General features: G+C 65.5%; 10 protein-coding genes. 7 read left to right on the forward strand and 3 right to left on the reverse strand.

The window, feature by feature from the left end:
• Nucleotides 1-334 precede the first annotated feature (334 nt).
• Nucleotides 335-535 (reverse strand): hypothetical protein, encoded by a 201-nt coding sequence (locus QHF83_RS09080; RefSeq protein ID WP_282417392.1) that lies wholly within the window; start codon nt 533-535, stop codon nt 335-337.
• A gap of 956 nt (nt 536-1,491) precedes the next feature.
• On the opposite strand from QHF83_RS09080, the gene QHF83_RS09085 reads away from it, so the two are divergent.
• Nucleotides 1,492-1,797, forward strand: coding sequence for a hypothetical protein (locus QHF83_RS09085; RefSeq protein ID WP_282417371.1), 306 nt, complete (start codon nt 1,492-1,494; stop codon nt 1,795-1,797).
• A 333-nt stretch (nt 1,798-2,130) separates the two neighbouring features.
• Here the strand turns inward: QHF83_RS09085 and QHF83_RS09090 are convergent, their stop codons facing one another.
• Complete coding sequence (locus tag QHF83_RS09090) at nt 2,131-2,589, reverse strand: hypothetical protein (RefSeq protein WP_282417372.1); 459 nt, start codon at nt 2,587-2,589, stop codon at nt 2,131-2,133.
• Between the two features lie 24 nt (nt 2,590-2,613).
• Nucleotides 2,614-3,765, reverse strand: a complete 1,152-nt coding sequence (locus tag QHF83_RS09095) for a zinc-dependent alcohol dehydrogenase (protein ID WP_282417373.1) — start codon at nt 3,763-3,765, stop codon at nt 2,614-2,616.
• 998 nt (nt 3,766-4,763) lie between these two features.
• On the opposite strand from QHF83_RS09095, the gene QHF83_RS09100 reads away from it, so the two are divergent.
• The 6 genes from QHF83_RS09100 to QHF83_RS09125 all read left to right on the forward strand — a co-directional run bounded on the left by QHF83_RS09100 (nt 4,764) and on the right by QHF83_RS09125 (nt 12,273).
• On the forward strand, nt 4,764-5,336 hold the full coding sequence (locus tag QHF83_RS09100) for a redoxin domain-containing protein (RefSeq protein WP_282417374.1): 573 nt from the start codon (nt 4,764-4,766) through the stop codon (nt 5,334-5,336).
• 17 nt (nt 5,337-5,353) lie between these two features.
• Nucleotides 5,354-5,935 (forward strand): thioredoxin domain-containing protein, encoded by a 582-nt coding sequence (locus QHF83_RS09105; protein ID WP_282417375.1) that lies wholly within the window; start codon nt 5,354-5,356, stop codon nt 5,933-5,935.
• A 225-nt stretch (nt 5,936-6,160) separates the two neighbouring features.
• Nucleotides 6,161-6,679, forward strand: coding sequence for a heavy metal-associated domain-containing protein (locus tag QHF83_RS09110; RefSeq protein WP_282417376.1), 519 nt, complete (start codon nt 6,161-6,163; stop codon nt 6,677-6,679).
• A gap of 916 nt (nt 6,680-7,595) precedes the next feature.
• Entirely contained in the window at nt 7,596-9,419 is a 1,824-nt protein-coding gene (locus QHF83_RS09115; RefSeq protein WP_282417393.1) for a recombinase family protein, read from the forward strand.
• A 311-nt stretch (nt 9,420-9,730) separates the two neighbouring features.
• The gene (locus QHF83_RS09120) at nt 9,731-10,606 is read left to right on the forward strand and encodes a hypothetical protein (protein ID WP_282417377.1); all 876 of its coding nucleotides are present in this window, start codon (nt 9,731-9,733) and stop codon (nt 10,604-10,606) included.
• A gap of 272 nt (nt 10,607-10,878) precedes the next feature.
• Nucleotides 10,879-12,273: a hypothetical protein gene (locus tag QHF83_RS09125; protein WP_282417378.1), complete on the forward strand. Its 1,395-nt coding sequence runs from the start codon at nt 10,879-10,881 to the stop codon at nt 12,271-12,273.
• Nucleotides 12,274-14,206 lie beyond the last annotated feature (1,933 nt).

Raw genomic sequence — 14,206 nt, forward strand, 5'->3', positions numbered from 1 at the left:
GAGGACGCCCATTTGCTTCGCCAGGTCCTTCGCCTGATCAGTCTGAAGCTGCGCCGAGATCCACTCGGCCAGGATCCGCGGCCTGTCCTCCGCGGAGGCCGTCGCGGCCCCCGGAGCGCGCGAGGGCGCATTGCACCAGGCCTCGAGGTCCGATTTATAGGACGGCTTGTAGCGCCGGCTGGCGTCGCTTGCCTTGTCTCATGGATTGAGGCTGGAGGCAATGGCAAAGAGCGGATTGGTTCGTCGCGGGAGTCGCGGGAGAACCCACGCCCTCGCTGAAATTCCTTCACCCCCAACCCCTCGCCCGTCCCGGGAGAGGCGAGGGAGGGTTCTCCTATGATGCGCGGCGGTAGACGAGGCGGCTCAGTGTGGCGATGACGTGGTTCATGCGATCGAGCGTGCTGGGATTGACGTTTTCGATGAGCCGCATGGCTTGGGCGACCTGAACGCACGCCAGCACCTCACGGGCGGATCCGAGGGCAGTGGAGTAGCGCTGCCGTTTGTGCCCCTGGAGGCTGCCCATGCCTTCGGCAATGTTAACCTTTCACCAAACGGCGACACGGCCCGTGGTGCTGGAAGGAACGGTGAAGTTGCCCACGCGACCAACGCCCGCGGGTGCAGCGGAGGCGTGGGCGGAGGCTGAAAACGCGAAGGGGCACGTGTGTGCCTGCGGGTGCGGGGGTCGGGTCGTGGTGAAACCGTGGCACCACTGCGTCGGGATCCCGCGGTTCATCCGGTGGCATCAGCCGGATGTGTCTACAGCCTGGGCGGAGGCTGAGAACGCGAAGGGGCGGCGCGTGTGCGCTTGCGGGTGCGCCAAGCCGATCCGGGTGCTCCCGCGGCATCATCGGCCTGGCGTAGGGATACCGCGGTATCTGCGGGGGCACTACGACCGGCGTCGTCGCTGAAAGGGTTGACCCAGCGTCAACGGTCCACCCCGACCCCTTCAGTACAGGGGTGGGTGAGGGACTGTTCTACCTGGCCCTGATATCGGGAACCGTCTGCTTCGGCTGGCAAATCCTCGTTGCGCTTCGCAGGGCGCACGGCGTGCGAATGGGGCGCGAGCGGCGGGGGATGGGCGGCTAACGCCCAGGGCCGGGGCGTACGGTCGAAGAAATGGCCGTAGGCCGCTTGACCCTCTAGCCGACTCATCTCGACCGCTTGGCAGTCCGCCGCGGGGTGTGCGACTCAGGCACCGTCCGTGCTACGCGAATTGGCCCGCGCGTCCCCCGCTGTCCGACGAGCTCCAGAGACCGATAAGGCGTCACCACTTTGACTCTGGACGTTTGTCCACCACGGTTGCAGAAACCGGTCGTGGCGCTCGCCTCGCTCGCGGGGCTGCGGGCGAGTGGTGACCCACCGCCGCTCACGCGGAGCTCGGGCGGGGCCCCTCCGCGCCGCGCGTCGGCCTGCCTCCTCGCTCCCCGTGCGCCCGCCGGTGCCGGCGCGCGTACCCGTGCGGGATCACTCATCGCGAGGCACGTGTTGACGATGAGCCGACCGATCAACGCCGCCACACGCTCGTCGCGCTCCGTCACCGTCATCGGGAAGAGAGAAATCTCCGTGAGATCGTGCTCGGGCAGCGAGGGCGGCAAGAGCTGGGCGGTGTGGGTCGTGCGACGGCGAACCGCCAGGGATCGCTTTCGCAGGGCCCCGATGCGCGAACAGCAACGCAGTCTTTCGCTGAAGCTGCGCGGTCACTACGGGTATTACGGCATTGCCGGCAACTCGGAGGCAATCGGGCGCTTCTACCCGGCAAGGCGCAGCTCGACCTCATCCACCTCGAAGACGAGGTGAAGATCGAGATCGACGGCTTCGGACGCGGCTCGACGGAAGCTCGAGGAAAAACGCGGCCCGCTCACGGATTCGCGCCTCCGGGCCGAGCATTCGGCCTGGAAGATGGTGCTCGACGCTCATGCCGTCGCAAAGGCCCTCGCGCGCGTCGAGCCCGATGTGGGGCACGCGTTCGCCTTCATGGGAGACGCGTTGACGAAACGAGGAAAGAAGGCCAAACCCGAGGCCGCTGATCAGCCGCCCCCGGCAGGGGAAGACACCGGCGCCGAGGCGGATTCGCATGAACCGAGCGGCGCCGTCGCCCGTCAGGCGGTTATCGGACTTCCGCGCCGCCGATCAGGCGAATACGCGTTGCCGGAATGTGCGCTTTCGCCCCCGGGCGAGCCCGATGCCCACGCCAATCGCGACGATCGGTAGCGCGACCGCCAGCCATTTCGGCGCGCTCGCGATCCGGTTTTCGATCACGTCGACGCGATCGGCCATGAGCAGCATCATCCACCGCCGCGCCTTGTGTTGCGGGACGGTGTACGCGAGGCGGCGGATCGCGCCGCTCAGGCCCTTGGGGGGCTGCGCGGTGCCGAAGGCCGGCGTGAGCGCATCGATCTCCATTCGCTTGAGCACCGGCACCGTCGGCACTTGCCTCTCGGGCGTGGTCCAATGCGCGCCCCCGACCGGGCGGGGCGCCGTCTCCATCGGCACGCCGGGCCGATCCTCGGGGCGATCGACGCCGCGATCCGGGACGCCGAGCGCGGTCGTGGAGCTGAATGGGGTCTGGGTGGTCTGCATCGTTGCCATGGCTCGTGTCTCCCTCGGGTGGCGTTACGCCGCGCGCGGCGGGACGATGACGCACTTGATGCACTCGTCCTGCTTCTTGGTGAAAATCTCGTAACCATAGGGGATCTCTTCAATCGACAGGCGATGCGAGATGATACCCTTCGCGTCGATACGCCCGGCGCGGATGTGCTCGAGCAGGTGCGGCATGTACCGCTTGACGTTGCATTGGTTCATCCGGAGCGTGAGCCCCTTGTTCATCGCGGTGCCGATCGGGATCATGTTCCACGGCGGGCCATACACGCCGATGAGAGAAATTTTTCCCCCCTTGCGGGCAGTGTTGATACACCACTCGATCGCCGTCGGCGCGCCGCCCTCGAGCTTGAGGATCTTCCCCAGCACGGTGTGCATGTGCGAGCCGGAGGCGTCGCAGCCGACCGCGTCGATACATACGTCCGCGCCGCGCCCGTCGGTCATTTTCTTGATGTGCAGGACGATATCGTCCACCTGCCGGTAGTTGATGGTCTCGACCTGCGCGTAGCGGCGCGCGAACGCCAGGCGGTAGTCGACGTGATCGACCATGATCACGCGCCCCGCGCCCATGAGCCAAGCGCATCGCGCGGTCAGGATGCCGACCGGGCCGGCGCCATAGACGACCACCGTGTCGCCGTCGACGATCTCGCCCATCTCCGCGCCCTGGTAGGCGGTCGGGAGGATGTCGCTCAGGAAGAGGACGTCCTCGTCGTCCATGTCGTCGGGGATCTTCATCGGCCCGACGTCCGCGAACGGGACGCGCACGTATTCGGCCTGGCCGCCGTCGTAGCCGCCGGTCGTGTGCGAGTAGCCGTAGACGCCGCAAGCCAGGTCTGCGTTCGGGTTCGTGTTCTCGCAGTTGGCGGTGAGGCCGCGCTTGCAGAAGTAGCAGGTGCCGCAGGAGATGTTGAACGGGACGACCACGCGGTCGCCGCGCTTCAGCGTCTGGACCGAGGGCCCGAGCTCTTCGACCACGCCGGTGAACTCGTGACCGAAGGTGTGCCCCACGCGGGTATCGGGGATGAGCCCTTCATACAGGTGGATGTCGGATCCGCAGATCGCGGCCCGCGTGACGCGAAGGATCACGTCGTTCGGGTGCTCGATCCGCGGCTCGGGCTTGTTTTCGACCCGAACCCTCTTGGGGCCCTGGTACGTCATGGCTTGCATCGATATCGCCTCCGGGGCGCCGGTTTAGCAAGGCGCAGGCCGCGCCCACCCCGCCCAGCGCAAAGCGGGCGGGCCCAGGCGCGGCGGCCGTTCGAGGCGATGGCGACGATCGCGACTGAACACGTTCGATATCAGCAGAATGCGCAGCGCTTGCCGGGCCCATCACCCGTGGCCGTCATTCGGCCCGCCTTGCCGCCCCGGGACATCGGTATGCCTACCAGCCTGGATCGGGAGCCTCTTGGGCGGCCTGCCTTGGGCCCGATCACCACGACTCGTCAAGCCCCTTAGCAGCTTATCCGAAGGCGCCCGACTATGCCTCGCCATAACGAGGGGCGTAACGTGGAAGGGGGAAGACGATGCTCATACGAGGCGCGAGCCGCCGCTTGCTCGGGGCTCTGTGACCGCTGTTTTTCTTGTCCGCATGCCAGGCGGGGAGGGTCGTCGAGAGCGCCGGATCCCCTGGCCCCAGCAGCGACATGCCGCGCGCGACACGTGACCCGATCCGCCGTACCCGGGAGCCCCGCGAAAAACGACGCGCACACAGTGAATGGGCTGTTTGCGCCTGCTTTACGATCGAAGCGCCCGGGCAGCGCCCCCTCCGTGTCCTGTCCGCGCGCCTTCACTCGGCCGGGAATGCGTTTCTCGATGCACACGGCGCTGCGTTCGTCACGGGGACCAGCAGCGGCATCGGCGCAGGAGTCGTCCTGGCTGCCCTGGCGGCGGGCGATCGCGTCGTCGCCACGGCGCGCAACCTGGAGGAGCTGCGGTCCGCGATTGGCCGGCCGGCGAACGACAGGCTCGCCTTCTTGCCGCTCGACGTCCGAGCGAAGCGCAGGCGCAGCGGTCCATCGCCGCCGCGGTCGATTGGTTCGGCCGCATCGACGTGCAGGGGACCGCACATTCCACCGCTGTGGGGTGTCGTCGCCGCGGGACGGTCCCCATGTTGCGATTAAACGCGGTCAGCACCTGATCACATTGCGATTGAACGAGGTCAGCGCATGGTCACTCTTGCTCCTCCCCCGCCGGCCTCCGGCATCCGCTCGCCCGGCCTGCCACCCGGCACGCGTGCACCCGATCTCGGCCTGCCAGCCACCCCCGACGGGCGTCGCATCACGCTCGCGGACGTCAACGGCTCGCCGGTCGTCCTCATCTTCTACCCGGGGGACTTCACCCCCGTCTGCACCAACGAACTGGGGCTCTTCAACGAGCTGATGCCCGTGTTGGGCCAGTTCGGCGCGAAGGTGTTCGGCATCTCGTGCGACTCCCTCTGGAGCCACATCGCCTTCGCCAAGGAGCTCCACATCCAGATTCCGCTCCTCTCCGACTTCCATCCGAAGGGAGAGGTCTCGCGCCGCTACAACGTCCACCGGGAGGACGTCGGCATCTGCGAGCGGGCGCTCTACGTCATCGACGGCAAGGGCGTCATCTACTGGAGCTACGTCTCGCCCATCGAGCTCAACCCCGGCGCGGACGGCGTCATCGACGCGCTCGAGCGGCTGACCGGCAAGCAGATGGAGTTCCTCACCTTCCAGCCACAGCAGCAGCCACCTCAGCCGGAGGCACGGACATGAGCAGACTTCGTAGAGACGTGGACGCCAATGACTGGGCGAAGGGGCCGGCCGATGCCCCCGTCACCCTCCTGGAGTACGGCGACTTCGAGTGTCCCTTCTGTGGGCGCGCCGCCTGGGAGCTGAAGCGGCTCGAGAGCGCTGTCGGAGAACGGGTTCGCTTCGTCTTCCGCCACTTCCCCCTCACCCAGCTCCACCCGCACGCGCTGCTGGCCGCGGAGGCCGCCGAGGCCGCTGGCGCGCAGGGAAAGTTCTGGGAGATGCACGACATGCTCTTCCAGAACCAGCAGAACCTGGAGGCTCCCGCGCTGCTGACGTACGCGGCCGACCTGGGGCTCGACATGGGCCGCTTCACGCGCGACCTCCAGGAGCACCGCTCTCTGCCGAAAGTCCAGCGCGACTTCATCGAGGGCGTGCGCAGTGGCGTGAACGGCACCCCGACCTTCTTCATCAACGGGGAGCGCCACAACGGCGCCTACACGGCCGAGGCGCTGCTCGCCGCCATCGAGCAGCGGGCGGGGCCCCACATCGAGCCGATGACGGGGCTTCCCTGGGAAGGCGACCGCGTGCCGCGCATGGGCCGGCCCCAGTCGCGCATGTAGGGGGCGCAGGGGCCCCGTGACGGCATCGCGACGAGAGTCCTCGGGGGCGAGCGCGAGCGTCAAGCGCGCGGACCAGCGGTACATGCAACCTCCACGCTTATCTCTCCCGCCGGCCGGCGCCGGAGGAGGAGGCCGACGCGGCGCTCGTCGAGGGATCCGTGCGCCTCGTCCATGGTGGCGAGCTGGAGGACGACACTTCCGCGCCGCCGCTTCGTCGGGCTCTTCGTGAAGAGACGCCCCTTCGGGGGGTGGTTGCTGTCACTCACGCGTTTCGCCGTGAAGGACCACGTGAAGCAGCGCTTGGGCTGGTCGACCAGCGTGCGCGTGACATATGGCCTGGAGCGGGGTCGCGGCGCCAGCGTCCCGCGCGAGGCGCTCGAGGGGGCCGTGCGCGGCCTTCCGGGCGTGCTGACGGCGGAGCTCGACGAACGGACGCTGGTGCTCGGCGTGGAATACCTGCCGGGCACGGCTCGGCCCACGCAAATCCACGCCGCAATCGAACGAGCGGGGTACGAAATCACGACCAAGCCGGATCTGCGGCGGAGCAAGCGTGATCTGGTCACGGGGGCGGAGCGGCTCGACGCCATCACCGAAGCGGGCGCGCGGCCGCCGCTCACCGACGCCGTGACGCTCCACCGGCTGATGACCGAGGTGTCGGCATTCATGGACACCTTTCCAGACCCGATGCGGAGAGCAGTCCGGATGTGGATGGAAGACGAGCCATTCGACGCGATCGCGATGTAGCTCGGGCTGGAGAACGGGGAGAGGGCACGCGCGCTGGTGCGGGCAGGGCTCGCGCGGCTGCGGGAACGATTCAGGGGACAGGGCGTCCCATAGACGGTGCCAGCGGCGGCTTCACCGCCGAGCATCGGGCGCCTGTCGGCGCGGCCCCGCCTGTTACTACAGCGCGCGAGGTCAGGTGACGGACGCGCTCCTGAAGAGCTGCGGCGTGGCTCCGGAGGGATGCCGGTGCGTTTGGCGAAAGGTCAACGATGCAGCCATTCGTCACGTCGACGCAGACGAAAACACGAGCCGTCTCATGGCGTTAGCGTCCTTTAGGCGAAAGCTTCCCACCGCTTCTGCGACATTGAGCGCCACGCTCTGCATGGCCCGCCGCATCTGACGAGCCAGGTCCCGCTCTTTCCGTTCGATTCGCTCTGCGATGAACCCTGCGTCTCCTGCCATGGCCAAAACGACATCGTAAATCCTGAGCATTGATGAACCCTCCGCCCGACGACCCTTTCGCCGGGACCCCCGTCCCACACCGTCGCGCGCAGGCCTCTTCAAGGCTGCGCAGCACCGCGCGGAGCCGCGCGGAGCGCGAAGCGCGAGCACGGCGAGCACGGCTTGGCCTTGAAGAGGCCGAGCACGACGGTACGCTCGCCGTCCCCGAGCGAGATCCCTGCAAACCCGTCCCACTCGCGTTTGCGTTTGCGTTTGCGTTTGCGTTTGCGCCTCCGCCTCCGCCTCCGCCTCCGCTCCCGATCCGGAATCTATTTGCTACCTACTAACTAGGCAGCAAACTTAATGATTCTGAACACTTGCGACACACTGAGAGCGACCCGCTGCCCGGCCAAATATGCTGATCGCGCGTTCAGTTGTGGCGCAGTCCGATCGAGAGGTCTCGACCATGGAAGCCAGGACCGGCATCATCCCGAGCATGGGCGGCAAGAGCAGCAAGGGCGGCAAGAGCAGCAAGGCGCGCGGAACGGCGCAGGATCGCGCGCACGTCAGCCCCCCGCGCGAGGTCTCCATCCTCGAAGCGGCGCCCGATGCGCCCGCGGTCGTGAACGCAGGGCCCACGATCGCGGATCCTTCCTCGGTTCGGCGTGTCCTCACGGTCAACGGTCCTCACGCCGGGACGTCGCGAGTCCTCGCCTATCGGCGCGTCTCGACCATGGAGCAAATGCGATCGGGCACGTCGCTCGACGCGCAGGACGAGGAGATCCGGCGTTACTGTCAGTACGCCCGCCTCCCGGATCCGATTGACTTTGAAGAAACGGAATCGGGCGGCGTCGAGTCACAAGAGAAACGGGAGAACATCGCAGCCCTGCTAAAGGCCGTCCGCCCGGGGGATCTCGTGGTCGTGGCGAAGCTCGATCGGTTCTCTCGCGATATCGTTTTTACGATCTCCGCCGTGCGAGACATCATCAAGCGGGGGGCGCGCTTCCTGTCTCTCGCTGAACGGTTCGACGCCTCTACCCCCGAGGGGGAAACGCAAATGGCCCTGTGGGCGTCGATCGCACAGATGGAGCGGGCCCGCATCCGTGAGCGCACGGAAGGCAACCGGAAGCGGCTGCGCGCCCTTGGTAAATTCGTAGAGGGCCAGCCCCCTTTCGGCTACGTGCGGGCCAAGGGCGCGGACGCCCACGATAAGCCGCGCCGATTGGACATCGATCCGATCAAGGCGCCCATCGTCCGCGAAATGTTCGACATGTGCCTTGCAGGCAAGAGCGCGCGAGACATCGCGCTCCATTGCCAGACGACCTATACAGGACTCGCGACGTTCCGGACCGTCTGGATCCTGCAATTGCTCAAAAACCGAATGTACGCAGGCCAGATCGCGACCACGCCCGTCCGGCCCGACAAAAACCGGCAGTTGACGCAAAAGCCTGCCGAATGGGTCGACGCGCACGAACCGATCGTTTCCCTGCAAATGTGGCACGCGGCCCAGCACGCGCTAGCGGGACGGCGCTCCTACGGGCGCAAGCCTCGCACGGACACGATCACCTCGGAATGGTTGATCCGAGGGCTCGCCCGTTGCTCCATTTGCGGATCGATGATCACGGCCAAGCCTGCAAGCGAGAAGAATAAGCACGCGGGATATTACGTGTGCCGGAAGCGCTACGCGCCGGAATTGAAAAACGCCACGCGCGAGCGGTGCATGGGTGCGCCCTGGAATCGGCAGGATGAGATCGATCCGAAGATCGAAAGGCTCGCGGCGCGTCACTTCAAGGCGCTTGACGGACATCTGTCGAAAGCGCCCCCGCCGTCCCCCCACGCGCCGAATTTCAGGACGCAGCGGGCCAAGCTCGTAACGGCGCGGAGCAATCTCGTTTCTATGGTCTCCTCGGGCCAGTGGGGGATGGACGTGATCCGGGCGGAAGCGGCGCGGATCGAGCGCGAGCTTGCCGCGATCGATGCGGAGGAACGGGCGCTATCCGCGGAAGCTTCGGCCGATACGGTCGAAAATCGAAAGGGTGCGCTTTCGTGGTTGCGCTCGATCGTGGCGCAATGGGGGACCATGGCCGTCCCTGCTCGGCGTACGGCGCTTGCTGCGATGCTCGACGGGATCAAGATTGGTCCGGAGGGGATCGCCATCGAATGGAGCGACGCCGCGACGATGGCCGTCCGGTACGCGGAAGGACGCCTGCCCGATCCCGCGATGCTCGACCATGCGAGCGACGATCCGCGCCGCCCTGCTCGCCCGATGCTCCCGGGCGACGTCGAGCACGTCCGCGCGCTCCCGCCCGGCGACGCCTAGCAGACGTCCTAGCGGGCGCTCGGCGCGTGAGGGAAGGGTCGGGCCCGTCCCGCACGCCGGAACGCGTGATGCCCCCTTCCCGCGCCGTCTAGCTCGGTCGGCGTGTCGCGCTCGACCCGCAGCCCTCGCGCCGCTCGCCGGAGCGCCCCACGCGGCGCGGTCGTGTGACGAGTCCCATCCCGCTCGGCGCAGCCCTCATCCCCTGTCGTGCTCGACGGCGCGGTCTCCGCGACGCTTGGCGCGGCGCTCGGGGGTGCAGGGCGCGTTCGTAGTCGACGGACGGGCGCCGGGCTGTCATGTAGTAAAGCGACATGATGAGCGAACCCACTCTAACCCGCGAAGCTGCGGCACTCCTGGCGCAGCTTCGCAACGGCGACAACGTCGCAGAACCGATCGCGAACATCGGGGCCTTTGCGTTCAGCGCACATGCCAGGGCGTTTTTAAGCAACGCAATCGCATTGTGTAGAAACGACGGAACGAGCGATTTTCGAGTCTACGGCGCATTATATTCGTTGCGTCACGGAGTCGAACTCATGCTCAAATGCATCGTCCGCAACGATACGATAGACCAAATTCTGCGGACACTAATGAAGCCTGGGCTGTCATTTGAGGACGTGTGCAGTCGGCTATCGCTGCCGAAGGTGCCAAAGAAAGATCGTCTGTTGATGCACTCCTTGTGCGCCATGCGAAACTGGCTGGAGGATCGTGTCGGTCATCCGGCGTGCCACCAAGTGAATATCAACGCGGCGCATGCCACTCGTGCCATCGAATACCTTAGATGCAATCCAGATACACCGCGAGAACACTTTGCCGTTGTTTGGACATCAGCCGTCCAGGGACACGATCTGCTCGAACTCTGGAATTCGGCTGTCCCAATTATCGATAGTTTTGCCGCTGACGCGCGATACAACGCACAGGTAACGGGCTACGACCCACCACTCACGACCGCGGAATTGCAGCCACTTATCGAATTACTCGCTGCGTTGGACGATGGCGGCAACGGTTTTCGTTATCCGAGCTCGAACGCCGGTGCGTGGTATACCTCGGTGCCGTCGCTCAGCCTCGAAGCTCTGCGGGCGCTCATCGAAAGAATCGAGTCAACGTGCATCACCTTCGATGCTGTGAGGTCGGAATGCTACTCGATGGCAACTGTTGGCCGTCCCAGCCCTCAGTATTCCGGTTATTAAACGCGCCCTAATGCCTACGCCTGCGGTAGTTCGGCGTGGTCGTATCCTGCGGCGTAGCCCTCGCGATGCTCGGCGCCGTCGCGCTCGACGGCGCAGCCCTGGGGCGCTCTCGACGCTCGGCGCCGTCGTGCTTGACCGCGCGACGCTCGGGATGCTCAACGCGACGAGCCGGGCGCTCTCTTGCTGCGCCCGCGTGCTCTCGACACGAGCTAGGCGGCGCACTATCTTCGACACACGCACACAAGGGGCGACCCGCAACCGGAGCTTATACAGTGTCAATCGCCGGCCTAAGCACAACAAGATTCGCAGACCACATCGCCCATATTTACGATCTGGCATGTTGCCACGCAAATCATGCTCTCGGGGACATCTCGCTAACCCCGGACAACATTCACGAATTGAGCGAAGCACGAGCGTTGGCTTTTTTTGGTTCGTGCCACGAGGGCTACGAACGTGCTCAGACATTGATTTTAGGTTATCTACTTGACATGGAAGGCCACAAGCGCGAACTAGAATCAGAGCTAAAGAACGCGAGAACGGCTAAGAGGACCGCGATCGCGAATGAGTTGGCAAAAAAGACGGGACTCGCAGCAAAGAAGATAAACATATTAAAGAAGCTCGCCGATTCAATTGCATGGCAGATGATAGGGCAGCAGTATCACGTAGCTAGACGCCTACACACGGGTGCAGCAGCGGGCCCGGTAAGCGCAACGCATCACCAATCAACTTTTCACGCAGCGCAAGCATACCGCGCCCAAAGCCCATATCGATTTGCTTTGCTAACGGACATTACCACACTTGTAAACATCGGCGATTTGTTGATGGTCGACCGAGCGGACAGGTCAATCACGATCGCAGAGGTCAAGAGCGGAAAGAAAAATGAAGAGGTGACCGAATTCCTGAACTTCGCAATCAAGTCGAAGTTTGCTTGCCCGGCATCGTTCTTCTATTTCAAGCAAGCCCATGGCGAAAAAGGCGTGGAGCAGGCCGAGAGAGTGTTCAAGCAATATGTAAAGCTAAGTAATGCAGGCAAGGCCATCAGGAGCGGTGTTCTTCACGATCTTGATCTAAACGCATCGCTCCGAACGCCAGATTGTCCGCCTTATTTGCCTGACTACGACGCGGCCGTAGACGATTGCATTGCAGCAGCAGTTCGCGATGGGGTAAGCATTGGACGCTGCGACGACTGTCTGTATATAGGCGCCTTTGCCTTTGACGCTGCGCCTCAACAGGTCGGAGACTATTTTCGCCTTATCGATGTCGGCATCGATGAGGGCAAGACCGCAGACTGCATAAAGCTCACGGACGGTTTTAGCATGCCGCTCGCGCCTCCGATATTCGTTCGTCATTTGCCCAGGGAGCAAATCATGCTCGTTACGTTCGGCTTAGTAAACGTGCTCCTATACTTGCGCTTGGACAAGTTCGCACAACTGGCCGAGGAGCAGGGCCTCAGAATATCGTGGCTGTCGAAATCGGAAACTCAAAAGTTGAAGCCGCGTCCCAATGGAATGGCAGTGTTCAACGGGCGCGCACTTCGATTCGACGGAACCGACAAATCGATAGTTTTTCACGAATCGCTGCTAACGCGAATGCTATTTCAGGGCATTACGCCGATTGGCATCTTGAGCCTCATAAAGGACGCCCTCTCATCTCCTGCTTCTGAGTAGAACCTGGGTGCGGTCTCGCGCTCGACGCTCGGCTCGGTCGTGCTCTATGGCGCAGCCGTCGGGCGCTCTCGACGCGACGCACGGCGCAGCCCTCCCACGGCAGGCTCGCAAGGCGTGGCGTCGCGGCTCGCATGCGAGCCGCCCCCTTGGCGGCGCCGCCGCTCTCGGTCTCACGCGGGCGCAGTCTCACGCGTGAGAGCGCGCCTTGCGTGAGCGTGTGAGGGGACCGCGGGAGGCGGCGCGCGGTCCCCTCGCGTGGACCGCTTACGCTAAGCGTCCCGCTTGCCGCGCAGTGTGTCCCGCTCCGCGAGTGTGCCGCGGCACAGTCGACCGTTCAGCACACCCAGCACACCGCAGCGCGCCGCGACTTATCGTAAGTCTCGCTCGGCGCGGTTGTGCTCGACGGCGCAGCCCCCCGCGTGCCGCTCGGCGCGGCGCAAGCCCCCCGCGGGCGCTTCTGGCTTGTAGCCGTGAGGCTTGCGCCACAAGCCACTTGTGACCGCAAGCCCACAAGCCCCTCGTGAGCCACGCGGAACGCTTCCCATTGACGGGCGCCCCCTCGCGCCGCTCGGCGCAGCCCTCGGGGCGCTCGGCGCGGTCGTGCTCGACGGCGCAGCCCTCGTCCCTCCGCCGTGGCGCAAACGCCTCGTTTTGTAGTCGAAATAATTGTCGGACTTCTCGCGGCGCTTCATTTCAAGGGGTTTGCTGCCGTTCGTTCGTCCGGAATTAATTCGCACCGTACGCTAATTCAATTCCCCGGATCCTTTTGAAGGGCCTAGTTTCGGGCACTTAGGTCACGAATTAGCGCACGAAAACCGGAACTAATTACAAGCCCCTTGACGGCGCAGCCCTCGGGGCGCTCGGCGTGGTCGTGCTCGACGGCGCAGCCCTCGGGGCGCTTGTCAAGGGGTAGGTGCGAGGGGGCGCATGTTCCTTGTCACGCATGTCTCGGGGGGGCTTGTCTCACGAGACACACGACCCCGAGACATGCGTGACAACACAACGGCGCAGCCCTCGGGCGCTCTCTCGACGCTCGGCGCGGTCGTGCTCGGCGGGCTAGTTCGTGCCATGGCACGAATCGACCCTGGCACGACGGTGCAGCCCTCGGGACGCACAAGCCCGAACGGAGACGATCGAACGGCGCACGCATGACGGCGCAGACCTCGCGCCCTGCGGGGCCTGCTAGGTGCTCGGCGCGGTCGTGCGCGACAGCGCAGCCCTCGGGGCGTGCTCGACGCTCGGCGCGGTCATGCCCGACAGTGGCGCAGCCCTCGCCACGCTCGGCGCGGTCGTGCTCGACGGCGCAGCCCTCGGGGCGTGCTCGACGCTCGGCGCGCGTGCTCGACGCGGCGCAGCCCTCGGGGCGTGCTCGACGCTCCGCGCGCGCTCTCGACGCGGCGCAGCCCTCGGGCGTGCTCGACGCTCGGCGCGCGTGCTCGGCGCGGCGCAGCCCTCGCAAGGCTCGACGCGGCAAACGGCGCAGCCCTTGCGACGCTCGGCGCGCGTGCTCGACGCGGCGCAGCCCTCGGGGCGTGCTCGACGCTCCGCGCGTGCGTCTCGCCCTCCATTGACGAAAAAATCGCGCGCGCGCAGCTCCTCGAGCGCGATTTTGCGTTTTCGGCGTACGCGATCGGCTCCATTTCGCACGGATCACACGTGCTCGGCGCGGTCGTGCTCGACGGCGCAGCCCTCGGGGTGCTCTCGACGCTCGGCGCGGTCGTGCTCGACGGCGCAGCCCTCACGACGAACGGCGCAGCCCTCGGGGCGCTCTCGACGCTCGGCGCGGTCGTGCTCGACGGCGCACGCTTGGCACGCTCCAGGACGGCGGCGAATGCCGAATCGCCCTCGACCTTGCGAGGAAGGGCCGCTGCACGTTCGGCCTTTAGCGTCGCAATCGCCGATCGAAGCGCACCCTTTGCGATCTGCTTCATGG

Source organism: Polyangium sp. 15x6 (assembly GCF_029960785.1).
Classification (GTDB): domain Bacteria; phylum Myxococcota_A; class Polyangia; order Polyangiales; family Polyangiaceae; genus Polyangium.

Excerpts from the sequence above, each read along its gene's own strand:
- QHF83_RS09085 (WP_282417371.1), top strand. The coding sequence starts at position 1,492 with ATGAGCCGACCGATCAACGCCGCCACACGCTCGTCGCGCTCCGTCACC.
- QHF83_RS09090 (WP_282417372.1), bottom strand. The coding sequence starts at position 2,589 with ATGGCAACGATGCAGACCACCCAGACCCCATTCAGCTCCACGACCGCG.
- QHF83_RS09095 (WP_282417373.1), bottom strand. The coding sequence starts at position 3,765 with ATGCAAGCCATGACGTACCAGGGCCCCAAGAGGGTTCGGGTCGAAAAC.
- QHF83_RS09100 (WP_282417374.1), top strand. The coding sequence starts at position 4,764 with ATGGTCACTCTTGCTCCTCCCCCGCCGGCCTCCGGCATCCGCTCGCCC.
- QHF83_RS09115 (WP_282417393.1), top strand. The coding sequence starts at position 7,596 with ATGGGCGGCAAGAGCAGCAAGGGCGGCAAGAGCAGCAAGGCGCGCGGA.
- QHF83_RS09120 (WP_282417377.1), top strand. The coding sequence starts at position 9,731 with ATGATGAGCGAACCCACTCTAACCCGCGAAGCTGCGGCACTCCTGGCG.